We start from the raw sequence: 24,402 nt of genomic DNA, 5'->3' as shown, positions 1-24,402 counted from the left end.
CCGGCGCCGGGCCATGGCATCCTCGGCCGCCAGCACAGGCTCGGGCACCACCGCTGCCGGCGCCGGCGCGGGTGCGGGCGCCACCGGGGCGGCGACCGTGCCGAGCGGCGCCAGCGAAGCGACATGCTTCAGGAAATCCGCCATGACCGGGAAGCGGAAGATGTCCGTCACCCCCAGCCGCGGCAGCGCCAGCCGGTCGCGCATGGTCCGGTGCAGCTGGATCGCCAGCAGCGAATGCCCGCCGAGCGCAAAGAAATTGTCGCGCGGGCCGATCTGCTCGACGCCCAGCACCTCGGACCACAGCGCCTGCACCGCCTGCGCCAGATCCTCGGTCGGGGCGGCGCTTGCGGCGACAGCCGCAGCGGCGGTGGCGGCCTCGATGGCCGCCGCCGGCGCCGCCCCCGCCGGAGCCTGTGCGACGGCCCCCGGCACCGGCAGATGCTTGCGGTCGATCTTGCGGTTCGGCGTCAGCGGCATCTTCTCAAGCCGCAGGATCCGCCCCGGCACCATATGCGCCGGCAAATGCGCAAGCAGAGCCTCGCGCAGCGCCTTTTCGCACAGTTCGGCCGCGCCGGTGACATAGGCCACCAGCCGCTTGTCGCCGGGCACGTCCTCGCGCACCAGCGCCACCGCCTCGCGCACGCCGGGCAGGCTGGCCAACTGCGCCTCGATCTCGCCCAGCTCGATGCGGAAGCCGCGCAGCTTCACCTGGTGGTCGGCCCGGCCGATATAGTCCAGCCCGCCATCCTCGCGCCAGCGCACCAGGTCGCCGGTGCGATAGATGCGCGCGCCCCAAGGCGCGGCGCGATCCGCCGGCACGAAGGGATCGGGGCGAAAGGCCGCGGCGGTCAGATCCTCGCGCCGCCAATAGCCGCGGGTCACGCCATGACCGCCGATCCACAGCTCGCCCTGAGCGCCGGGGGGCACCGGCACGCCGTCGCCGTCCAGCACATAGACCTGGGTATTGGCGATCGGCCCGCCCAGCGTCACCGCGCCGCCGTCGCTCAGGTCGGCCACCGTGGACCAGATCGTCGTCTCGGTCGGGCCATACATGTTCAGCACCCGCGCCCGCGTCGCCGCCTTGATCTCGGCCAGCAGCGAGGGCGACAGCGCCTCGCCGCCCACCATCACGCATGTCAGCCCGGCCATGGCCGCCGCCACCTGCGGGTCCGAAACCAGGATGCGCGCCATGCTGGGCGTGCATTGCAGATGCGTCACCTTCCAGCGCCGGATCTGCGCCGCGATCGAGAAATCGCCCTCTTCGGGTTCGGCGCCATGCGGGTTCACCTCGGCCCGCAGCCGCGCCAGCAGCGGAAAGCCGGCCATCACCTGCTCGGGCGCGATGCCATAGTCGATCAGGCAGGCGATCTCGCCCACGCCGATGGCCTTCAGCTGCTCGACCCGCGCGATCCCGTCCTCGAGGGAACCGAACAGGCCCGAATCCTCGAAATAGCGCAGGAAGGCGAATTCCAGGATGCCGTCCAGCTCTTCCTCGGAGAGCGAGCCGAGGTCGATGGCCATCGGGTTGGTCATGCCAGCCGGGCGACGGAAGGCCGGGAAGTCCCAGGCATATTGCTTGACCAGCGCCGCGGCGCTCTTCAGGTAGTTCTTCATCGGCTCGCGGGCGATCTCGCGCGCGGTCTCGCGATCCTCGGCCAGGCAGGTATGCAGCATCAGCGTGACGGTGAAGCGCGCCGGATCATGGCCGGCCTCGCGCAGCGCGGCGTGGTAATCCTTGATGCGGCTTTCCACCGTGTCGATGCTTTGCCCCAGCAGGTGGGTCAGCACGTTCATGCCCAGCCGCCCGGCCTCGATCCAGGTTTCCGGGTTGCCGGCAACGGTCAACCACAGCGGCAGTTCCCTTTGCACTGGGCGCGGCTGCGTCACCACGCCGAACATGCTGCCGTCCTTGCGCGGGAACTCGACCGCCTCGCCGCGCCACAGCCGGCGCAACTGCTCGACGCCCTGGGCCAGCGCCGCCTTGTTGTTCGGCGGCGCGTTTTCCGGGCGCAGCACGAAATCGTCCGGCTGCCAGCCCGAGGCGATGGCCAGCCCCGCCCGCCCCGAGGTCAGGTTGTCGATCACCGCCCATTCCTCGGCCACGCGGGCCGGGTGGTGCAGCGGCAGCACGCAGCTGCCGGCGCGCACCGAGATGTTCTTCGTCACCGCCGCCACCGCCGCGCCCGAAACCGCCGGGTTCGGATAGGGACCGCCGAAGGCGTGGAAATGCCGTTCCGGCGTATAGACCGCGACGAAACCGTTCTGGTCGGCAAAGCGCGCGCCCTCCAGCAGCAGCTGGTATTTCTTCGGCCCCGGCCCGTCGTCGTTGCCCCAATAGAACAGGCTGAAATCCATGCCGCCCGAAACCTCGCGCCGCGGCTGGGCGGGGACCGAGGACACCGCCAGCCGCGATTCCTCGCCCGCGATCACCAGCCGAAGGCCGCGCGCCAGCGACCAGAAGATCTCCAGCACCGAGATGTCGAAGGACAGGCTCGTGACTGCCAGCCAGGCATCGCCCGGCCGGTGCGGGATCACCGCGTCCATGCCGGCGAAGAAATTGGCGACGTTGCGATGCTCGACCATCACCCCCTTGGGCCGGCCGGTCGAGCCCGAGGTATAGATCAGATAGGCCAGGTTCTGCGGCCCGACGGCGCTGACCGGCGCCGCCACCAGCCCATGCGGCAGGTCGGTCGGGATGCCCACCACCTGCGCGCCATGCGCCGGCAGCCGGTCGGCCAGCCCGTCCTGCACCAGCACCACCCCGGCCCCGCTGTCCTGGATGTAAAGCTCGATGCGGTCGGCGGGATAGTCCGGGTCCAGGGGCACATAGGCGCCGCCCGCCTTCCAGATCGCCAGCGCACCGATCACCAGCTCGGGCGAGCGGCGGGCGAACAGCCCGACCGGCTGGTCCGGGCCCACGCCCATCGCCACCAGCTTCGCCGCCAGCGCATTCGCGGCGCGGTCAAGCTGGCCGCGGGTCAGGGTGCGATCCTCGAAGGCCAGCGCCACGGCATCCGGGTCGGCCGCGGCCGTCTCGGCGATCAGCCCGTGGATGCAGGCCAGCCGCACCTCGGCCTGGGTGGCGTTGCGGGCGACCAGCAGCGCCTCGCGCTCATCCGCGTCCATCAGGGGGATGTCGCGCAGCGTGGTGGAGCCGGGCAGCGCCAGGCCGCCGTCCAGCGCGCGGGCCAGCCGCTGCGCCTGCGCGGGCGTGACGCGGGCCGGATCATGGTCCAGCCAGGCGCCGGTTTCGGTCAGGGTCACGCACAGCGCCGCATCCCGGACCGGGCCGCGGGCATCCAGGCTGATCGCCAGGTCCGGCGTGGCCATGTCGCGCAGTTCGGGCGCGCGGTGCAGCAGGTCGGCCATGAAGAAGCCGCGCCTGGCCTGTTCGGCGATCTGCCCGGCCAGCGCCTGTCCCAGATCGGCCAGCGTGCGCTCGCCCGGCGCCTCGACCGCCAGGGGCTGCCAGTCGGCGACGATCCCGGCCGCCTCGGGCTGGGCCGCGGGCCGCAGCGCCAGGTCGAAGGCGGCCTGCCCCGCCAGCCGCGCCATCAGCGAGGCGGCCAGCGCGATCCGCTCGGGCCCCGCGCCGGGCATCAGCTGCACGCGCTGGCTGGAACCGGAGCCCTCGCCCGGCAGCACCGCCGGGTTCATCCGCGCCAGCCGCGCCCGCCAGAAGCCGTCATGCTTCGCCGCCTGCCCGGCCAGGTCGGTCAGCCGCGCGGCCTCCTCGCTGGAAAGCGGCGGGATCACCGTGCCCACCGGGGGCAAGTCGCCGGCAAAGCGCAGCCGCACCGCCGCGTCCGCCGCCGCGATCAGCGCCGAGGCGCCGTCATGGGACAGCACCGTGCCGGGCGGGGCCACGGCGGGCTCGATGCCCTCGAAACCCGCGACCAGCAGCACGCGGTCGGCCAGCCGGACCTTGGGCATGGCCAGCGGGTTCCAGTAGCCGCCATGGTCAAGGCCGCGCACCAAGGCGCCAATGCGCGCCGCGGCAGCCGTGAAGTCCAGCACCGCCGCCGCCTCGGGGCGCTTGTCGCGGCCGACATAGGTCCGCTGCGACAGATCCTGGCGCTGCCGCTGCGGGCCGGCGCCCTCGAGCTGCGCGACCACATCGGCAAAGCTTTCGGCCCCGCGGGCAAAGCAGCGCGCGTTCAGCGTCAGCGCGGTGTCGTCCTCGCGGATCTCGAACAGGCGCTGGGTCAGGATGTCGCCCTCGTCCACGCCGCCCTCGATCATGTGCCAGGTGACGCCGTGCTGCGGCTCGGCACCGATGATCGCCCAGACCGGGGCGTTCAGCCCCGCCAGCCGCGGCAGCGGCCCGTCGTGGAAGTTGATCGCGCCCAACCGGCCGCGCGCCAGCATCTCGGGGCGCAGGATCGACAGGTTGGCGACGCTGAACAGCCAGTCGGCCGCGGGCGCATCGGCGGGCAGCGGCGCGTCCTGGTCCTCGACCGCCAGCCCGGCGCCCTGCGCCCAGTCGCGCAGGTCGGGATTGCGCGTCACCACGGCATTGATGCGATGCCCGCGCGCCAGCAGCGTTTCGGCCGCGTGGCGCAGCAAGGATTCGTTACCCACCAGAATCGCGGAAAATTGCGTCATGGCTTACCCTTTTCAACATGAACGGGCTTTGGTTGCGGGCGAAAGGCGTGGCGCGTCAGCTGCGCCAGATGGCCCGGCGGCCCATCCGGCTTGCGCCCCGACATAAGGCAGCGCAGGCGGAACACCCCCGCGCCCCCCAGATGGGCGACCGTGGCCCAAAGCGCACCCAGCCGCCCATGATGTTTCTCGAAATAGCGCCGCCGCGAATCGTACCAGTAATCCGGCGCGCGCTTCCATTCCTTCATGCCGGTGCTGACCGATCCGATATGCAGCACCAGGCTTTCGACGACGTAATGCGTCTGCCAGCCCGCCCGCGCCGCGCGGCGGCACAGGTCGGTTTCCTCGTAGTAGAGAAAGAACCCCTCGTCGAAGAGCCCGATGCGGTCCAGCACCGCCATGCGGATCATCATCGAGGCCCCCGCCGACCAGTCCACCCGTCCCGAGACCTGGGGCTGGGGCAGCGAGACAACCTTGCGGCTGAGCAGGCGCGAGATCGGCCCGGTGCGGCTCATCGATTCGAACTCGCCCAAGGCCGAGGGAAAGCGAAAGGCGGTGCTGTGCGGCATGTCGTCGGTGCCGCGCAGCCGCGAGCAGGCGATCCCGACCCGCGGATGCACGCCCAGGTAATCGACCAGCGCCCGGATCGCGCCGGGCTGCGGGATGGCGTCCGAATTGAGCAGATAGACCAGGTCGGCGCGGCGCCCGTCCGGCAGGCCCTGGCGGATGCCATGGTTGTTGCCGGCGCCAAAGCCGCCGTTCCAGCCCGATTGCACCACCGCGACGCGATCCGAAGGCCAGCCGCGCGCCTGCACGCCCGCCTGCATCCGTTCAAACGAACCGTCCCCGGAATCGTTGTCCACGATGATCAACCCGCCGTCGATGCCCTGCATTTCGCGCAATGCGGCCTCGGCGGCCTGCAAGGACATCTCTGGCGTGCGCCAGTTCAGCACGATGACATGAACGCTGGGCGGGGCTGCATCGGGGTCCATGGTCACTCTGCCGCCTTGATCCTTGCCGGGGCGTCCGCATCGGCATCGCGCAGGATCTCGCGCAGGACCGAGGCAAGGCGGCGCACGTTCGGCTCCAGCACCATGGAATCGTGGTCGCCCGGCACCTCGATCACCCGCAGGTCGGGCATCCAGGGCGTCCAGCCGTTGTCCTCGACCACATAGTCGCGGCCGGAATTGATCCAGCGCCCGCCCGTCACCTTCCAGCGCTTGTCGAGCGGCGGGCGGAACATCGCCACCGGCCCGTCCCAGACCGAAAGCCGCATCCGGGGCAGCGCCGCCAGGAAGGCCGCCTCGATGGCCAGGTCGTGGAAGGCGCCGGTCGCCTCGGCGCCGACCTCGGCCTCGACCGCCTTGGCCTTGCTGCGGCGCTGGAATTCATAGGCGACGCGGTCGCGCAGCCATTTCCAGACGAAGCCCGCGCCCCCCTCGCACAATTCGCCCAGGCGGATCATCAGCCGGTCCTTGCGGCCGACCGGCTCGCGCAGCGGCAGGGGCGTGTCGAGCATGACCAGCATCGCCACCTCCTCGCCCGCCGCGCGCAACTGCCGCGCCATCTCATAGGCGGTCAGCCCGCCGCCCGAGAAGCCGCCGATCAGATAGGGGCCGGTCGGCTGCACCTGGCGCAGTTCCGCGATATAGTCGCGGGCGGCCTCGGCGAAATCCTCATGCGGCTTGTCGTCGCCCAGCAGGCCGCGCGCCTGGATGCCCCAGAAGCGGCGATCCGGCCCCAGCCGCTGCGCCAGCTGGCGCAGGTTCATGATATTGCCGAACATGCCGGCGACCATGAAGAAGGGCGTGCCCTCGCCCCGCCCGCCCATGTCGACCAGGAAACGGAACCGCGGCCGGGCCGCGACCGGCAATTCGCGCACGTTGTCGGGCGAGACCAGCTCGCGCGGGCCGGTGCGTTCCTCGACCAGCGCGGCCAGCTGCGCGATGGTCGGCGCCTCGAACAGGGTCGAGATCGGCAGGTCGACGCCGAACGCCTTGCGCAGCTGCCCGAACATGCGCACCGCGATCAGCGAATGCCCGCCCAGGTCGAAGAAGCTGTCCGCCGCGCCGACCTGGGCAATGCCCAGCAGCCCGGACCAGATCGCCGCCAGTTCCGCCTGGATGCCCGGCGCCGGGGCGACGAAATCGCTGTCGAGGTCGGGACGCTCGAACCCGCCCTCGGCGGGCGCGGCATCCTCGACCACCCCCGCCTCGGCGATCAGAGCCGGCAGGTCCAGCGACGAGACATAGACCTGAGAAAGCCCGGTCGAGATCGCCCGGCTCAGCATCGCAGGCCCGATGGCGGCCGGGATGCCCTGGCTGATGTTGTGCTGCAAGCGGCGCTCGGCCGGGGACAGGCTGCGCGGCGGCTGGCTGCGCGCGGGCGTGGCGGCGATGGCCGCCGCCAGCTTGCGCAGGGCAAAGCCGCGGATCTCGGCGACGACCGTGCCGTCCAGCGCGGCCAGGGTGATGTCGAATTGCGCCATGCCCTGCGCATCGGTGTTTTCGCCCGCATTGCGGATGCGGCTGACCACCTGCGCCGGCAAGGGCGCGTAAAGCCGGATCGCGCCATAGCCCATCGGCACCCACAGGTTCTCGGGCGTCCAGCCCTTGATCAGCTGCATGGCCCAGCCGGTCGCGATGTCCATCAGCGCCGGATGCGCCAGCCATTCCCCGGCCTCGGCGGCGTATTCGGGCGCAAGCGACAGCTCCGCCACGCCCTCGTCGCCGGTGACGCGGAAGCGGCGCAGCACCTGCCAGCGCGGGCCGAACGCCATCCGGCCTTCCTGCGCCGAAGGCAGCGCCGCGCCCTGCCCGTCCCGGTCCCATGGCCCGCCGCCGGCCAGCGGCTCGGGCGCCGGTTCCTGCAAGCCCGCGACCAGGGCCGAGACATTCGGCTCGCCCTGCGGATCGTCCAGGATATCGATGCGCATGGCATCGCCCTCGGGCGAAACGCGGGTGCTGACCAGCGCGGTGTCGGAAACCAGCACCGGGCGGCGGAATTCCAGGTCGCGGATCGCCAGCGGCAGGCTCAGCCCGCATTCCAGCGCCGCCTCGGCCACCAGTTCGATCCAGCCGGTGCCGGGCATCAGCGCCTGGCCCTGGGCGGTCTTGTGGCCGCCGATGATCCAGTCCTGCATCTTCAGCGCGGTGCGGAACTCGCGCCCGCCCGGCATGGGCAGGCTTTCGTCCAGCAGCGGCCGCCCTTGCGGCACCGCCACGGCCGAGGCCGTGTCCAGCCCCATCGCCCGCGCCGCCATGCCGGCATCGGCCCAGACGCCCCAGTTGACCGCGACAACCCGGCCCAGCGCCTGCGGTGCCGAGCGCGCCACCGCGTTCAGGTATTCGTTGGCGGCGACGTAATCCGCCTGCCCCGCCGGCGCGATCGCCGAGGAGGTCGAGGAGAACAGCACCGTCAGCTTCGCGGGATTGTCCGCCAGCGCCTCGATCAGCGCGCGGGTGCCCAGCAGCTTCGGCGCCAGCACGTCCCAGGCCTCGTCGTCGGTCTTGGCCGCGATCAGGCTGTCGCGGATCACGCCCGCGGCGTGCAGCACCACGTCCAGGCTGCCGAAGCGCGCCCGCGTCTCGGCCACGGCGCGGGCCATGTCCTCGGGGCTGGTCACGTCGGCGCGGATCGCCAGCACCTCGGCGCCCAGCGATTCCAGTTGCCGGACCGAGGCCATGACGGCGGGCGAATCCACGCGGCCGCGCGTGGTCAGCGCCAGTTTCGCGCCGCCGCGCTGCGCCAGTTCGCGCGCGATGGCCTGGCCGATGCCGCCGAAGCCGCCGGTGATCAGGCAGGCCGCGCCCTGCGGGATGGCGGCCATGCCGTCATCCTCCAGCGCCACCCGCTCCAGGCTTTGTTCGAACCGCCGCCCGTCGCGCCATGCGGCGACGGCAGCGCCCGAGGGGGCCAGCGCCTCTTCCAGCAGGTTGGCGGCCAGCGCGTCCAGGCCCTTCGCCGGCAGGCGGATGTCCACCAGGCGGGCGCGGATATTCGGCATCTCATGCGGCATGACGCGGATCGGCCCGGCGGCGGTGGCCTTTTCCGGCACCGGGGCGGGTTCGTCCGCGACGCGCAGCGCGTCGTTGCAGATGGCGATCAGGTCCAGCTTTGCATCCGGCAGCTCGGCGCCGATGGCCTGGGCCAGGTGCAGCAGGCCGAAGAAACCGCGCTCCAGCTGGCTGTTGAGCAGGCTGGAGCCGGGGCGGAACTTAGCCCCCTGCGTCACCGACCACAGGTGCAGGATGCGGTCGGGCACCATGTCCTGCCCGGCCAGCGCGGCCAGCAGCATCTCATAGCCCTCGCGATCGGATTCGACCGGCAGCAGGAAACGGCCGTCGCCGCCCGCAACCGTCTTGTCGGCGAAGGTATCGCCCACCTCGACCACGGCGACGCGCTGGCCGCGGGCGCGCAGCGCCTCGGTCAGGCGCGCGGCAAGGCCCAGCTCGTCGGCAAAGACCAGCCAGGTCCGCGCGCCCTGCGCCACCGGCCCCTGCAGCCCGATCTCGATATTCGGCGAGGCGAGTTTCCACGCCGGACGCCAGCCCCAATCGGCGGGCGCGTCGATCCGGGCCAGTTCCGAGGCCGCCTCGGCCGCGGCATGGGTGGCGCGTTCGATGAAATAGCGCTTGCGCTGGAAGGCATAGCCCGGCAGCGACAGGCGCCGGCGCCGCGCGCCGCCCCAGACCTGGTCCCAGTCGATCTGCCCGCCGCAGGCCCAGAACCGCGCCAGGGCGCCCATGAAATAGCTGTCGTCGCTGGTCGCATGGTCGCGGTGGCGCAGCGTGGAAATCACCTGGTTGGCGGCGACCGCCGGATGCGCCTTGGCCATGGCCTGCATGGCGCGGCCCGGCCCGACCTCGACGAACACCCGCCCCGGCACCTGCGCCAGATGGGCGATGCCATCGGCAAAGCGCACCGTGCCGCGCAGATGTGCGACCCAATAGTCGGGGCTGGTCGCCTCGGCCGCGGTCAAGGGCTGGCCCGAGCGGTTCGAGATGATCGGGATCTGCGGCGCATTCAGCGGGATCGAGGCGAGATAGGCGCGGAATTCGGCCAGGATCCCGTCGAGCAGCCGCGAATGCGCGGCGATGGAGATGGCGATGCGCTGGCATTCCACCTCGCGCGCTGCCATGCGCGCGGCAAAGCGGTCCAGCGCGGCATCGGGACCCGAGACCACCGACAGGCCCGGCCCGTTCACCGCCGCCAGGTCCAGCCCCAGCTCGGCCAGCTCGGCCGCGAAATCCTCGGGGGCCAGCGGCACCGACAGCATGCCGCCCGCCGGCACCCGGTCGAACAGCAGGCCGCGCAGGCGCACCAGGCCGATGCAATCCTCGAAGGACATGACCCCGGCAATGCAGGCGGCGGTATTCTCGCCCATGGAATGGCCGATCAGCGCGGCGGGGGTCACGCCCCAGCTGATCCACAGCTGCGCCAGCGCATATTCGGTGATCATCAGCAGCGGCAGTTGCAGCGAGGGCTGCAGGAGCCGCCGGTCCGCCTCGGCCTCGGCCTCGGCCCCCGGCTCGGGCAGCCACAGCGCGCGCAGGTCGGCGCCATGCGCGGCCACCATGTGGTCGAGGCCGCGGTCCATCCATTCGCGGAACACCGGCTCGGTTTCGTAAAGCCCGCGCGCCATGCCGGCATATTGCGCACCGCCGCCGGGCAGCATGAACACCGCCTCGGCCGGGTCGCCGGCTTGCTGGTGGTCGAAGACCAGCAGCGGGTCGGGATCGGCCAGAAGCCGCGCCGCCTCGGCCGCATCATGCGCGACCAGCACGCGCCGGCGGTCGAACTGCCGCCGCCCTTGGGTCAGGGTAAAGGACAGGTCGGCCATGTCCACGGCCGAGTTGGCCGCCAGCCAGCCCGCCAGCGCGGCCGAATTGGCGTCCAGCGCCGCCTTGCTGCGGCCCGAGACGGCGATGATGTGGAACGGCCAGTCGGATTCCCCCGACGCCTCGGCCAAGGGCGGCTCTTGCACGATCACATGCGCATTGGTGCCGCCGACACCCAGCGAGTTCACCCCGGCGCGGCGCGGCCCCGGCACCGGCCAGTCCGACAGCCGGTCGTTGACCTGGAACGGCCCGCCCTCGAAATCGATGGCGGGGTTCGGCGCCTCGTAGCCCAGGCTGGCCGGGATCTGCCCGTGATGCACCGCCAGGGCCGACTTGATCAGCCCGGCGCTGCCGGCGGCGGTGTCGAGATGGCCGATATTGGTCTTGACCGAGCCGATGCGGCACGGCCCCTGCCGCGTGCCGTCCGAAACCCGCGCATAGGCCTGGTTCAGCGCCGCGACCTCGATCGGGTCGCCCAGCGCGGTGCCGGTGCCGTGGCATTCGACATAGCCGATGCTGTCCGAGGAAACCCCGGCCATGACCAGCGCCTCGGCCACCGCCTGCGCCTGGCCCTCGACGCTGGGGGCCAGGTAGCCGGCCTTGGCCGCGCCGTCGTTGTTGATGGCCGAGCCCTTGATGACCGCCCAGATATGGTCGCCATCGGCCAGCGCGTCGCGCAGCCGGCGCAGCGTCACCACCGCCGCGCCGCTGCCGAAGACGGTCCCCTGCGCGCGATGGTCGAAGGCATGGCAATGGCCGTCGGGCGACAGGATCTCGTTTTCCTTGTAGAGATAGCCAAGGCCATGCGGCAGCTCGATGGTCACGCCGCCGGCCAGCGCCATGTCGCATTCGCCCGAGTTGAGCGACTGGCAGGCCATGTGGATCGCCACCAGCGAACTGGAACAGGCGGTCTGCACGCTGATGCTGGGCCCCTTGAGGTCGAAGACATGGCTGACGCGGGTGGACAGGAAATCCTTGTCGTTGCCGGTATGGCGCAGCAGGAAATGGCCCACGCCATCGACCAGGTCGCGGTTCGAGCAGACGTTCCAGTAGTAATAGCTGCCCATGCCGCAGCCGGCCCAGACGCCGATATTGCCGGCGAAACGCTCGGGCGGATGCGCCGCATCCTCCAGCGCGTGCCAGCAGGTTTCCAGGAACTTGCGGTGCTGCGGGTCCATGATCGCCGCTTCCTTGGGCGAAAGCCCGAAGAACTCGGCGTCGAACTCGTCGAACTGCTCCAGCACGGCGGCCGAGGGGACGTAGTTCGGGTCCGCCAGCCGCGCCCGCGACTCGCCCCGCGCGATCAACTCGGCCTCGGGGATGCGGCGGATCGCCTCGACGCCCCGGCACAGGTTGTCCCAGTATTCGGCGATCCCCGCGGCCCCCGGCAACTGGGCGGCCATGCCGATGATAGCGATATCACCGTCTTCGACGGCGGGTTTGTCAAAGGCCATGCGGTGCCTCATTGAACTCGTGGAATGCCCCTGTGGGCAGCAATGACTTAACAACTGGCGCGCGTATCCGGCATAGCGAATCCCGCGCTTCGGACCAACCTATAAAACCGTCCGCAGGCCTGCCTTTTTAGGCAGAATCCGCTGGGCCGCCGGCAGATCGGCCGACTCGGCCGCGCCCTGCCGCAGCCGGCGGGCATTGCCCAGCAGCGCCCCGGCGGTCAGCCAGGTCAGCGGCGTCAGGGTCGCATTCGGGATCAGGTCCAGCATGTTCATCGCCAGCATCAGCGAGATCGCGCCAAGCACCACCATCTCGGCCTTGCGCGGCGGATGCCGGCCGCCCGGCATCGCCCGCAGCAGCGCCAGGATCGGCGTCAGCAGCAGCAGGAACTGCGCCAGGTAGCCGAAGATGCCCCGCGCCCCGATCAGGATCACCCATTGCCCGTCCGGGACCGAGGTCAGCCGGCCGTTATAGGGATCGTAGAACAGCGACCGCCCCCAGCCGCCCCAGCCGAAGGCCGGCCGCTCCATCGCGCGCTCCAGCAGCTCCTCTTCGTTCATCAGCCGGAACTCGAGCGAGCGCCCCCGCTCGGGCGAGATGGACATGGCCAGGTTGACGATGCCCTGCAGCGGCATCCACGGGGTGGTGCGCAGCGTCGGATAAGAGACGGCGGCGGTGGCCACCAGCGCCGCCACCAGCACCATCGTGCGCGGCCGCGCAAAGGCCACCAGCGGCGCCGCCATCAGCGATTGCACCAGCGCCCCCGCCGATTTGCACAGAAAGACGATGCAGGCCAGGTAGACCGCAATCAGGATGTTGCGCCGCGTCGGCTCGTTGCGGGCAAAGGCGATGGCGGCCAGGAAGGCGGTCATCGTCATCAGCGCCACCCACAGCGGATGCTCCAGGAAGACGATGGGGCGATAGCCGCCATAGCGGATGGTCTGGACGAAATCGTGCTGGAAATAGCCATAGACCCAAACGTTGATCTGCGGGCTCATCCGCAGTTCGATCAGCATGGGAACGGTATAGCACAGGACGCCCAGCAGCAGGCTGCGCGCCCATAGCTGGGCGCCCCTGGCATTCCACAACAGCTTGTAGCCCAGGAAGAAGGGCAGCAGCAGCAGCGTCTGCACGATCAGGTCGGCCACGCCCTGGCTGATCGACATGGCCGGCCGATAGTTGACGCCGTCGATCAGCGGATCGGGATTGGTCAGCGCCGACAGGATGGGCGCGGCGAAGTTCATCGCCAGAAGCAGCATCACCCAGGGCCCCATGGGCGGCGGCGCGGGCTCGTTGCGGGCGCGCTCCTTGGTGACGAAATAGACCATGATGGCAGCGGCCAGCGCCGGGACCATGTGTTTGTTCAGGCCGGGAAAGGCGGGCACGTCGATCTCGACCAGCTGCGGCAGCAGCAGGTAGCCGGCAAAGATCGACCAGATCATCGCCTGCGCCCGCTCCATGCGCTGGAACAGCACCGCCACCACCACCGGCCAGGTCACCAGCACCATGAAGGCCAATATGGGCATGGCCCGACTCCCGTCCCCGCCTTGTCGACCGGCGGTGCGAAGGACGTTGCAATCCCCTCGCCGCCAACACATCCTGCCGTCGATTCCGGCCGGACCCGAGGGCTTATCATGCATTTCAGCTTTCCCGACGGCAATGCCGTCCGCGTCAATTGTCGGGATTCTTCCGCGCTGCTGGCCGCGGTGCGGCAGCGGCTGGCCGAGGGGCGCGGCTTCGCCATCGCCACGATCAACGTGGACCACCTGCAAAGGCTGGGCGAGGACGCCCGCTTTCGCAGCGCCTACGGCGCGCATGACCTGGTCTGCGCCGACGGCAACCCCATCGTCTGGCTGTCGCGCATCGCCGGCCGGCCGGTGGCGCTGGCGCCCGGCTCGGACCTGGTGCTGCCCCTGGCCGCCGAGGCGGCGCGGGCCGGCCTGCCGGTGGCGCTGATCGGCAGCAACGACGAATCGCTGGCGCTGGCCGCGCGCAGCATGCAGGCGGCGGTGCCGGGGCTGCGCGTCGCGCTGACCCATGCGCCGGGCTTTCCCTTCGACCCGACGGGCGAGGAAGCGGCCCAGATCATCGCCCGCATTCGCGCCTCGGGCGCCCGGCTGTGCTTCCTGGCGCTCGGCGCCCCGCGGCAAGAGCTTTTCGCCATCCGCGCCCGCGACGCGCTTGGCGATGTGGGCTTCGCCTCGATCGGGGCCGGGCTCGACTTCCTGTCGGGCCACCAGCGCCGGGCGCCGCAATGGGTGCGGCGGATCAAGCTGGAATGGCTGTGGCGGATGCTGTCCAACCCGCGCCGGCTGTTCCTGCGCTATGCCAAGGGCTTCGCCATCCTGCCCGGCCACCTGCGCCGGGCGCTGGCCATCCGCGGCGAAAACCGGAAATAGGCCCGGCCCCTCAGCCCGGCAGGACCAGCCATCCGGCCTGCGCGGCCGCCAGGCGCACCTGCGCGCCGGGCTGGGGCAATGCCACCCCCGGTTCGTTGAAACGGTCCAGCACCACCTCGCGTCCCGCGGCCCGTGCCCGCAGCCGCTGGACCGAGCCCAGGAACTCGACGCCGGTGATCTCGGCCGGGATGCCCTCGGCGGCGATGCGCAGGCTTTCCGGCCGCGCCGCCAGGGTGATGCGGCCGGCGGGCAAGGGACGGTCCAGCGCGATCTCGGCCCCCTCGACGCGGACGAGGCCGCGGGCCGGGTCCAGCACCTCGGCCTCGAAACGGTTCAGCGTGCCGACGAAGCCGGCCACGAAATCGGTCGCGGGCTGGTTGTAGATCTGCGCCGGCGTGCCGGTCTGGTCGGCGATGCCCTGGTGCATGACCACGATGCGGTCCGAGATCGACAGCGCCTCTTCCTGGTCATGGGTGACGAAGATGGTGGTGATGGCCAGCTGCTGCTGGATCTCGCGGATCTGGTTGCGCAGGCTGACGCGGATCTTGGCGTCCAGCGCCGACAGCGGCTCGTCGAGCAGCAGCACGCGCGGGCGCGGCGCCAGCGCGCGGGCCAGCGCGACGCGCTGCTGCTGGCCGCCCGAAAGCTGCCAGGGATAGCGCCCGCCCAGGTCCGGCAGGCCGATCAGCGCCAGCATCTCGGCCACGCGGCCGGCGCGTTCGGCGCGCGGCACGCCCGCGGTGCGCAGGCCGAAGCCCACGTTCTCGGCCACGGTCAGGTTCGGAAACAGCGCATAGGACTGGAACACCATGCCGATCTGGCGCTGGTTCGGGCGCAGGCGCGTCACGTCCCGCCCGTCGATCACCACCCGGCCCGCCGTCGGCGTCTCGAACCCCGCGACCATGCGCAGCACCGTGGTCTTGCCGCAGCCCGAGGGGCCCAGGAAGGACACGAACTCGCCCTTCTCGACGCCCAGGTCGAAGTCGTGGACCACCTTGGTCACACCGAAGGATTTCTGCAGGTGGTCGAGGGTCAGGAAGGTCATTTCGCTTGCATCCGTGTGCCGAACAGGCGGGAGATCAGCTGCATCACCCCCATGCAGCCCCAGGTGACGGCAAAGGCGATCACCGCCAGCGCCGCCGGCTCATAGGCGCGGTTCGCGCCCAGAAGCTGCATGTAGGGGCCGAAGGCGGGACGGTTCAGCAGCGCCGCCATGGTGAATTCGCCGATGACGATGGCGAAGGACAGGAAGGCGCCGGACATCACCGCGCCCAGCACGTTGGGCAGGATCAGCCGGCCGATGATCCGCGCCCAGCCGGCGCCCAGCGATTGCGCCGCCTCGGTCAGCGAGCGCACGTCCAGCGTGGAAAGCCCGGTATCGACGGCGCGATACATATAGGGCAGCGCCAGCGTGGCATAGCCGCAAAGCAGCAGCAGGTTGGTGCCCGACGCGGTGCCGGTCAGCGGCAGGATCGAGCTGGTGTTGTAGAGCCGGATATAGCCGAAGACCACGACGATGGCCGGAATGACCAGCGGCAGCAGGGTGATGAACTCGATCACCGGGCGCAGCCGCGGCAGGCGCAGCCGCACCCAATAGGCGGTCGGCACCACGATCAGCACCCCCAGCAGGATGGTCAGAGCCGCCATGGCCACCGAATAGCTGAAGGTGGCGCGGAAATTCGGGTCCGACAGCACCGAACGATAGGCGTCCAGCGAATATTCCCCGCGCCGCATCCGCAGCGAGAACTCGATGGTGCCGATCAGCGGCAGCAGGAAATACAGCCCGCCGACGATCAGCGCCGCCCAGGACCAGACCCGCCTCATCGCATCCACCGCTCGGCGCGGGCGCGCATGACGACATAGGCGAGGTTCGCCAGCCCGGTGACGACGATCATGCCGAAGGCCATGGCATAGCCCAGGTGCGGGTCTTGCAGCACGTCGCCGCGGATCTGCGCGAACAGCATGATCGGCACGATGGACAGCGACGAGCCGGTCAGCGCATAGGCCGTCGCCACCGCGCCGAAGCTGTTGGCAAAGAGCAGCGCGAAGGTGCCCAGAAGCGACGGGAACAGGATCGGCAGCGCCACCATGCGCCAGTATTGGAAGGTGCTGGCGCCCAAGACCTCGGCCGCCTCGCGCCATTCGCGCTTGAGCCCCTCCAGCGCCGGGGTGATGATCAGGATCATCAGCGGGATCTGGAAGAACAGATAGGTCAGCGTCAGGCCCCAGAACGACAGCAGGTTGAAGCCCATGGCATAGATGTTGATGCCGAACCATTGCCGCAGCAGCGTCGTGACCAGCCCCACCCGCCCCAGCGTGGCGATGAAGGCAAAGGCCAGCGGCACGCCGGCGAAATTCGAGGCGACGCCGGAAAAGGTCATCAGCGGCCCCTTGATCCAGCCCGGCACGCCCCCCATCACCACCGCCGCCGCCATGGCAAAGCCGATCAGGCAACCCAGCAGCGCCGAGGCCAGCGAGATCTTGATCGAGATGGCAAAGCTCGACACGATCCGCGGCGAGGCGAGCCCAGCCAGGTTGGCCAGCGTGAACTCGCCCTGCGGGTTCTGGAAGGCGCCGATGACGATGTTCATCGTCGGCAGCACCAGAAACAGCAGCGCGAAGGCGAAAAAGGGCAGGACGCCCAGCCAGTTCCAGCCGATCTGTCTCATTCCGCCTCGCCCGTTCGGGGCGGCCCCGCCGGTGCGGGCGGGGCCGCCGCGCCTTATTCCTGGACCGCCGCGCCGACGGTGGCGTCCCAGCCCTCGGTCACGACCTTCTTGTTGGCCTCCTGCTGCTCCAGCGTCGGGAAGATCGCCTTTTCATAGGCGTCCGCCGGGGGCAGCGCGTCCAGCAGCTCCTGCGGCACCTTGCCGCCCGCAACCAGGTCGTTGAAGCGGATCGGGTGGCAATAGCCTTTCAGCCAGCCCAGCTGGCCCTCGTCCGAATACAGGTATTCCATCCACAGCTTGGCCGCGTTCGGATGCGGCGCATAGGCCGAGATCGCCTGGACATAGACGCCCGCGACCACGCCGTCCTCGGGGATGACGACCTCGACCGGCGGGTTGCCGTTCAGGCTGTCGCGCCAGGACAGCAGGTTGTAGTCCCAGGCGGTGACGATCGGCGTCGCGCCCTGGGCGATGGTCGCCGACTTGCCGATGACGGGGACGAAATTGCCGGCCTTGTTCACCTCGGCCATCAGTTCCATGCCCTTCTGGCCCGAGGCCTCGCCCGGCTCGCCGCCATTCGCGATGCCGGCCGCCATGACCGAGATGATCGCCTGGGCCGAGGCGCGCGGATCGCCCGCCAGCGCAAAGGCGTTGGCGTATTCCGGCTTGGTCAGGTCTTTCCAGCTTTTCGGCGCCGCGTCGATCAGGTCGCTGTTCACGCCAAAGGCCATCACGCCGTAATAATCGCCATACCAATAGCCCTCGGCGTCCTTGGCATCGTCCGGGATCGTGTCCCAGGTCGCGACCTTGTAGGGCTGGATCAGCCCCTCGGCCTTGGCCTGCGGGCCGAAGGACAGGCCCACGTCGATCACGTCGGGCGCCTGCGGGCCCTTGTTGTCCTTGTTGGCGCGGATCGCCTCCAGCTCGTCGGCCGAGCCCGCGTCGGGGTTCAGCTCGTTGACCTGGATCTCGGGGTATTTCGCCTTGAAGCCCTCGATCACGCCGCCATAGTTGCACCAGTCATGCGGCAGGGCGATGGTGGTCAGCATGCCCTCGGCCTTGGCGGCCTCTTCCAGCGCCGCCAGATCCTGCGCCGAGGCGACACCCGCACCCGCCAGCAGGCTCAGCGCGGCCAGCCCCGCCGCGGTCGATTGAATGGTCATTGGTCAACTCCGTTCCAGAACACGCCCCATAGGCGGCTGGATGCCACCTAGCGGCCCCCCGTGACAGTCTTGCGACGGAACTCCCCTGTTGGCAAAGGTTTTTTCCAGCCTGCCCTAGCCGCCCGGTCAGGGCACCAGCGCCAGCCCCACCTTCATGGCCCGGCCGCCGATGCGATATTCGGCCTCGATCCGGTGGCCGGGCCGGGCGGGATGCAGGCCGCCCAGCGAGCCCAGCGAGATCACCGAGCCCGGCTTCAGCTCATAGCCGCCCTGCTGGACCAGCCACAGCACCACGTCCAGCGGATGGCCCAGCAGCATCTCGCCCGAGCCGGTCGCGACGCTCTTGCCGTCGAGCTTCAGGTTCACCGTCAGCGCCGCCAGGTCGGCGACCGGATCGCGCAGATCCGAGATCGGGATGCCGCGGCCCAGCACGCCGCGCCAGGGCGTCACGCCATAGGCCACCATCAGGGGCCCGGTCGGCACCACGTCCTTTTGCAGCGCCAGGTCGGGCAGCTCGACAAAGGGCCGCACGTCCCGAAGCGCGGCCGCCACCTCTTCGCGGGTGCGGGCCTGCATGATGGCGGAACTGCCCACGGTCACGACCAGGTCGGCCTCGAAGAACGGCTCGCGGCTGCCCGCAAGGCTCAGCCGCGCCCCGTCCGGCAGCAGCATGGGCGCAAACAGCGCGCCCGCCACCGGCTCGGTCACGCCGAAGCGTTCCTGCACCGGCTTAGAGGTGAAGCCGACCTTCACCCCCACCGGCGCGCCCAGCTCGGCCTCCAGCACGCTGCGGAAGCTGGCATAGGCGCAGGCCCCCTCCTCGAGCGTGCGCACCAGGGGGTCGGGCAGGCGCTGGCCGGCGATCCAGCCGCGCGCGGCATTCTGCATCAACGAGACATCCGGGCAGGCCGCGACGGCCACGCCCGCCAATGGCAGCATGATTGCGCCCAGAATCAACGATTTCATCGCCTCGCCCCAAAGACTGTTTTCCGCCAGACGATGCCGCAACAAAAGGCGGCTGTCACCGGGATTCTTGCGTCACCGGCGCAACTTGCCCGCATCCTGTTTGCATCGGCCCGCGCATCCCCTAGAAGAACGGGACCGCAGGCGACAAGGCTGGACATGAGCGACCAACCCACCCCGATGATGGCGCAGTATCTTGCGATCCGCGATGCAAACCCCGGCGCGCTGCTGTTCTATCGCATGGGCGATTTCTACGAGATGTTCTTCGAGGACGCGGTGGCCGCTGCCGCCGCGCTCGACATCGCGCTGACCAAGCGCGGCACGCATCTGGGCGAGCCGATCCCGATGTGCGGCGTGCCGGTCCATGCCGCTGAGTCCTACCTGCTGACGCTGATCCGCAAGGGCTTCCGCGTCGCCATCGCCGAGCAGATGGAAGACCCGGCCGAGGCCAGGAAGCGCGGCTCGAAATCCGTGGTCGCCCGCGACGTGGTCCGCCTGGTCACCCCCGGCACCCTGACCGAGGAATCGCTGCTCGAGGCGCGGCGGCACAATTTCCTGGCCAGCTTCGCCACGGTGCGCGAGGAATCGGCGCTGGCCTGGGTCGATATTTCCACCGGCGCCTTCCGCGTCATGCCCTGCCCGCCGGCGCGGCTGGCCCCCGAACTCGCCCGCCATGCCCCGCGCGAGTTGCTGGCCGCCGAGGGTTCGCGGCTGGACGAGACCGCCGCCGAGGCGGGCGCGGCGCTGACCGAACTGCCGGCGATGAGCTTTGACAGCGCCGCCGGCACGCGCCGGCTCTGCGCGCTGTTCCAGGTCGAGACGCTGGACGGGTTCGGCCAGTTTTCCCGCGCCGAACTGGCCGCCATGGGCGCCATCGCCGACTACCTGGAGCTGACGCAAAAGGGCCGGATGCCGCTGATCCGCCCGCCGGTGCGCGAGGCGCTTGGCGGCTCCATGCAGATCGACGCCGCAACCCGCCGCAACCTGGAACTGACCCAGGCGCTGTCGGGCGGGCGCGAGGGGTCGCTGCTGGCCGCCATCGACCGCACGGTGACGGCGGGGGGCGCGCGGCTCTTGGAACGCCGCATCAGCGCACCGTCGCGCGACCTGGGCGAAATCCACGCCCGCCAGGCCGCGGTCGCGCATCTGGTGGACGACCCGCGCCTGACCGCCGACCTGCGCGAGGCGCTGTCGCGCGCCCCCGACATGGACCGGGCGCTGTCGCGGCTGGCGCTGGAGCGGGGCGGGCCGCGCGACCTGGCCGCGATCCGCGCCGGGCTGACGCAGGGCGCGGCCATCGCCGCCATGCTGGGCTGCGACCAGATTGCCGTGCTGGCCGAGGCGGCGCGCGACCTGACCGGCCATGACGCGCTGATCGACCTGCTCGACGAGGCGCTGGTGGCCGAGCCGCCCCTGCTCGCCCGCGACGGTGGCTTCGTTGCGCCGGACTATGACGACGACCTGGACGAGACCCGCCGCCTGCGCGACGAAGGCCGCGGCGTCATCGCCCGGATGCAGGCCGATTACATCGCCGAGACCGGCGTCCAGAGCCTCAAGATCAAGCACAACAACGTGCTGGGCTATTTCATCGAGACCACCTCGACCCATGCCGAGCGGATGCTGGCCCCGCCGCTGAACGGGCGCTTCATCCACCGCCAGACCACCGCGAACCAGATCCGCTTCACCACGGTCGAGCTGTCCGAGCTGGAAACCCGCATCCTCAACGCCCGCGACCGCGCGCTGGAGATCGAGCGCGAGATCTTCGCCCGCCTGGCCCGCGCCGTGCTGGACCAGGCCGGCCCCGTGGGACAAGCGGCCCGCGCCATGGCCGAGATCGACCTGACCGCCGGTTTCGCCGACCTCGCCTCGGGCGAGGGCTGGGTGCGCCCCGAGGTCGACGCCAGCCGCGCCTTCGTGATCGAGGGCGGCCGGCATCCGGTGGTGGAGCGTGCGCTCAAGCGCAAGGGCGAGGCTTTCGTCGCCAACGACTGCGCCCTGACCGAGGGCGAAACCCCGGCGATCTGGCTGCTCACCGGGCCGAACATGGCCGGCAAATCGACCTTCCTGCGCCAGAACGCGCTGATCGCCATCCTGGCGCAGGCCGGCGGCTTCGTGCCCGCCCGCCGCGCCCATATCGGGCTGGTCAGCCAGCTCTTCAGCCGGGTCGGTGCGGCGGACGACCTGGCGCGCGGGCGGTCCACCTTCATGGTCGAGATGGTCGAGACCGCGGCGATCCTGAACCAGGCCGACGACCACGCGCTGGTGATCCTGGACGAGATCGGTCGCGGCACCGCGACCTGGGACGGGCTTTCCATCGCCTGGGCGGTGATGGAGCATCTGCACGCCACCAACCGCTGCCGCGCGCTCTTCGCCACGCATTACCACGAGATGACCAGCCTGTCGGCCCGCCTGCCCGGCGTCGAGAACGCCACCGTCGCCGTGCGCGAATGGGAGGGCGAGGTGATCTTCCTGCACGAGGTCAGGAAGGGCGCCGCCGACCGCTCCTATGGCGTGCAGGTGGCGCGGCTGGCGGGGCTGCCGCCCGCGGTGGTCGAGCGCGCCCGCGACATCCTGCACCAGCTGGAAAGCGGCGAACGGCAGGGCACCGGCAAGCCCGCCGCGCTGCTCGACGACCTGCCGCTGTTCCGCGCCGCCCCGGCCCCGGCGCCCGCGGCCAAGGCCAAGCCCTCGGCGGTCGAGGACCGCCTGCGCGGCCTCAACCCCGACATGATCAGCGCGCGCGAAGCGCTGGACCTGGTCTATGAGCTGCGCGGGATGCTGGAGGGCGAGGCGTAAACGGCGGGGGCCGGACCGGCGGGCCCGATCCGCTTCCTCGGATTTTCCCGACCGGGCCGGTGCCGGTCGCAAGGATCATGAAAATGCGCCCTATTTTCGCGTCTTCCGGCGCGAAAATCCGTGCGACGCTTACCGGCCGGTAACGATTGCCGGTCTAGAACGGGGGCGAGCATACAGAAAACAGCGGAAGCCAGAATGCAACTGACATTGCTGCCCCAGCCCGACGGGCTGACGATCCGCGTCGATGAAAAACGCCTCGACGCCGCCATTGCCACCGCCTTCAAGGACCGCGTGCGCGGCATGATCGCCGGCGGCGGCGCGCAGGTGACGCTGGACCTGCGCGGGGTCGAGTTCATGGACAGTTCCGGCCTTGGCGCGGTAATCGCGATCTACAAGGCCATGCCCGCGGGGCGAAAGCTGACGCTGACCGGGCTGACCCCGAATGTCGAGCGGGTGTTCCACCTGACGCGGATGGACACCGTGCTGACAATCCGCAAGTCCGCCGAGATCCCCGCCGCGCGCCCCGAAGGCCCCGAAAGATGAGCGTTTCGCCCGAACCGGCCGGAAAGCGGCTCCGCCAGCCCCCGCCACCCCGCCAGCCGATGTTCCACCGCATCTTCCGCGCCGATCCCGCCACGGTGCGCGCCGCGCTGCTGTTCCTGCGCGAAAGGTTCGACGGCAGCGCCGGGGACGAGGTCATCGCCAAGCTGGAACTGGCGTTGGCCGAGGTGCTGAACAACATCTGCGAACACGGCACCCGATACGAGGCGCTGCGCCTGGGCGGCCGGCCGCATGCGCCGCTGATCCACCTTTGCGTCGCGCGCCATGTCGGCGGCATCGCCTGCGCGGTGACGGATGACGGCCGGCCGCTGCCCTCCTCCTGCCTCGACATGCACGACCTGCCCTGGACCGGCCCGCCGCCCCAGGATGCCGAGGCGATCCTGCTGCTGCCCGAGGGCGGCTTCGGCTGGTTCCTGATCCAGGAACTGACCGCCTCGCTGTGCTATTTCCGCGAGGGGCGGCGAAACTTCCTGGCCTTCGTCGTTCCGGTGGCCGATCCGGGGCCGCAAGCCGCGCCCGCCCCCCCGGACGCCTGACCTCAATTCAGGCCGAATTGCAGCGGATAGCGGCCGTCCTGGAATTCGCCGAACATCTCCGTCACCTCGGGATGTTCCAGCGGCTCGCCGGAATGATCCGGCACCAGGTTCTGCTCGGAGACATAGGCGACGTAATAGGTCGCCTCGGTTTCGGCATAAAGGTGATAGAATGGCTGGTTGCGCGAGGGGCGCGATTCCTCGGGGATGGATTCGTACCATTCCTCGGTGTTGGAAAATTCCGGGTCCACGTCGAACACCACGCCGCGGAACGGATGTTCGCGATGGCGCACTACCTGGCCCAGACTGTATTTCGCGCTCTTGGACGGAATCCGCATCTCACCGTTCCTGTTTGGCGCGGCTCTTACAACCACCGGGCGCCGCTGTCCACCTGTGGGGCCGCAAACCACCTGCCCGCCCTGGCGTTGACGCGAGGGCCGGGACATTCCGCATCGGGACGGGGCCGCAGCGCCGGGCCACAGGGCCCGCCCTATCGACGGCCACGCTCGCGCTGCGGCTTGGCCCCCACCGGCCAGGCCCGCGCTGCGGGCTGCGGGCTGCGGGCTGCGGGCTGCGGGCTGCGGGCTGCGGGCTGCGGGCTGCGGGCTGCGGGCTGCGAATGCCGCAGTTTCACCGGGCCGGCAAGGCCTCGCCCGGCTCCAGCGCCACGGTCGAGATCGACATCTTGGCCGAGCCTTCCTTCACCTGATCGGCATGGGCAAGATAGACCAGCACCTGGTTTTCCTCGTCATAGATCCGCTTGACCCGCAGCGACTTGAAGATCAGCGAGCGCGAGGCGCTGAACACGTCCTCGCCCTTCGGCCCCCGGCGGATGTCGCCGATCGTGACCGGGCCGGTCCGGCTGCATTCGATGGCCGAGTTCGACGGATCCTCGAACCAGTTGCCCTGGCTCAGCCGGTCGATCACCGAACGGTCGAAATAGGCCAGGTGGCAGGTCACGCCCTGCACCTGGGGATCGGCGATGGCCTCGACGATGATGTCGTTGCCGACCCAATCCACGCCGACCTTGCCGACCACCTCGGCCGAAACGGGCGCGGCCATCAGCGCCAGGGCGACAATCCATGTCTTCATCTCGTTCTCCGGGGCAGCGAAACCGGACCAAGCATGGCAAGCCCGCACCGCCGCCGCAAGCCCCGCTGCCCGCGGCACCCCCCAGGCATGGGCCCGGCACCGCGGGCGAATCGCGCCAGCCGCGGCGCCCCGGCAAAGCGCGGCGCGAAAGCCGCCCGTCCCCTGCCGGCAGGATCGCCATGCCGGCCCCCGAGAACCGGCCCGCCCAAGACCGGGGCTGCCCCGTGCCGGCCGCGCGGGATCCCTGGACACACGCCGCGCAAGGGTTCAAAGGCCGCGCACCGAAACGCCCACCCCGCCGGATAAAGGTTTCCCGCGCTCGACCGATGCATCTC

15 protein-coding genes are annotated in these 24,402 nt (G+C 70.3%); 4 read left to right on the top strand and 11 right to left on the bottom strand.

Going from position 1 to position 24,402, the window contains the following annotated elements:
* From FE811_RS11595 to FE811_RS11580, 4 genes are all read right to left on the bottom strand, one after another.
* The coding region (locus tag FE811_RS11595) for a MupA/Atu3671 family FMN-dependent luciferase-like monooxygenase (RefSeq protein WP_140847669.1) at positions 1-4,605 on the bottom strand (4,605 nt) is incomplete at its 3' end.
* On the bottom strand, positions 4,602-5,594 hold the full coding sequence (locus FE811_RS11590; RefSeq protein ID WP_116222167.1) for a glycosyltransferase family 2 protein: 993 nt from the start codon (positions 5,592-5,594) through the stop codon (positions 4,602-4,604). The genes FE811_RS11595 and FE811_RS11590, both read right to left, overlap by 4 nt.
* A gap of 2 nt (positions 5,595-5,596) precedes the next feature.
* Complete coding sequence (locus FE811_RS11585) at positions 5,597-11,896, bottom strand: type I polyketide synthase (protein WP_116222166.1); 6,300 nt, start codon at positions 11,894-11,896, stop codon at positions 5,597-5,599.
* Positions 11,897-11,995: 99 nt separating this feature from the next.
* The gene (locus FE811_RS11580; protein ID WP_116222165.1) at positions 11,996-13,420 is read right to left on the bottom strand and encodes a hypothetical protein; all 1,425 of its coding nucleotides are present in this window, start codon (positions 13,418-13,420) and stop codon (positions 11,996-11,998) included.
* A gap of 108 nt (positions 13,421-13,528) precedes the next feature.
* On the opposite strand from FE811_RS11580, the gene FE811_RS11575 reads away from it, so the two are divergent.
* Positions 13,529-14,293: a WecB/TagA/CpsF family glycosyltransferase gene (locus FE811_RS11575; RefSeq protein WP_116222164.1), complete on the top strand. Its 765-nt coding sequence runs from the start codon at positions 13,529-13,531 to the stop codon at positions 14,291-14,293.
* A gap of 10 nt (positions 14,294-14,303) precedes the next feature.
* Here the strand turns inward: FE811_RS11575 and FE811_RS11570 are convergent, their stop codons facing one another.
* The 5 genes from FE811_RS11570 to FE811_RS11550 all read right to left on the bottom strand — a co-directional run bounded on the left by FE811_RS11570 (position 14,304) and on the right by FE811_RS11550 (position 19,088).
* Positions 14,304-15,338 (bottom strand): ABC transporter ATP-binding protein, encoded by a 1,035-nt coding sequence (locus FE811_RS11570; RefSeq protein WP_116222163.1) that lies wholly within the window; start codon positions 15,336-15,338, stop codon positions 14,304-14,306.
* Positions 15,335-16,117 carry an ABC transporter permease gene (locus FE811_RS11565; protein ID WP_072462372.1) on the bottom strand — a complete coding sequence of 261 codons (783 nt, stop codon included), beginning with the start codon at positions 16,115-16,117 and terminating at the stop codon, positions 15,335-15,337. Before FE811_RS11565 ends, FE811_RS11570 begins: the two co-directional genes overlap by 4 nt.
* Positions 16,114-16,962, bottom strand: a complete 849-nt coding sequence (locus FE811_RS11560) for an ABC transporter permease subunit (RefSeq protein ID WP_116222162.1) — start codon at positions 16,960-16,962, stop codon at positions 16,114-16,116. The genes FE811_RS11565 and FE811_RS11560 overlap by 4 nt, the downstream gene beginning before the upstream one ends.
* A gap of 53 nt (positions 16,963-17,015) precedes the next feature.
* Complete coding sequence (locus FE811_RS11555; RefSeq protein WP_116222161.1) at positions 17,016-18,122, bottom strand: ABC transporter substrate-binding protein; 1,107 nt, start codon at positions 18,120-18,122, stop codon at positions 17,016-17,018.
* Between the two features lie 126 nt (positions 18,123-18,248).
* A complete protein-coding gene (locus tag FE811_RS11550) occupies positions 18,249-19,088 on the bottom strand; it encodes a 2-keto-4-pentenoate hydratase (protein WP_116222160.1) in 840 nt (279 codons plus the stop codon).
* A 156-nt stretch (positions 19,089-19,244) separates the two neighbouring features.
* On the opposite strand from FE811_RS11550, the gene mutS reads away from it, so the two are divergent.
* The 3 genes from mutS (at position 19,245) to FE811_RS11535 (ending at position 22,978) form a co-directional block, all read left to right on the top strand.
* Positions 19,245-21,881, top strand: coding sequence for a DNA mismatch repair protein MutS (gene mutS, locus FE811_RS11545; protein ID WP_116222159.1), 2,637 nt, complete (start codon positions 19,245-19,247; stop codon positions 21,879-21,881).
* Positions 21,882-22,076: 195 nt separating this feature from the next.
* Positions 22,077-22,424 (top strand): STAS domain-containing protein, encoded by a 348-nt coding sequence (locus FE811_RS11540; protein ID WP_036754272.1) that lies wholly within the window; start codon positions 22,077-22,079, stop codon positions 22,422-22,424.
* Complete coding sequence (locus FE811_RS11535; RefSeq protein WP_072462377.1) at positions 22,421-22,978, top strand: ATP-binding protein; 558 nt, start codon at positions 22,421-22,423, stop codon at positions 22,976-22,978. Before FE811_RS11540 ends, FE811_RS11535 begins: the two co-directional genes overlap by 4 nt.
* Before the next feature lie 2 nt (positions 22,979-22,980).
* Here the strand turns inward: FE811_RS11535 and hspQ are convergent, their stop codons facing one another.
* Both hspQ and FE811_RS11525 read right to left on the bottom strand, forming a co-directional pair.
* Complete coding sequence (gene hspQ, locus FE811_RS11530; protein WP_072462378.1) at positions 22,981-23,313, bottom strand: heat shock protein HspQ; 333 nt, start codon at positions 23,311-23,313, stop codon at positions 22,981-22,983.
* Positions 23,314-23,605: 292 nt separating this feature from the next.
* The gene (locus FE811_RS11525; RefSeq protein WP_116222158.1) at positions 23,606-24,067 is read right to left on the bottom strand and encodes a CreA family protein; all 462 of its coding nucleotides are present in this window, start codon (positions 24,065-24,067) and stop codon (positions 23,606-23,608) included.
* Positions 24,068-24,402 lie beyond the last annotated feature (335 nt).

The sequence above is a fragment of the Paracoccus sp. FO-3 genome (assembly GCF_006386455.1).
Classification (GTDB): domain Bacteria; phylum Pseudomonadota; class Alphaproteobacteria; order Rhodobacterales; family Rhodobacteraceae; genus Paracoccus; species Paracoccus versutus.
The sequence above is the reverse complement of the archived record's forward strand: the minus strand, read 5'-3'. Positions and strand labels throughout refer to the sequence as shown.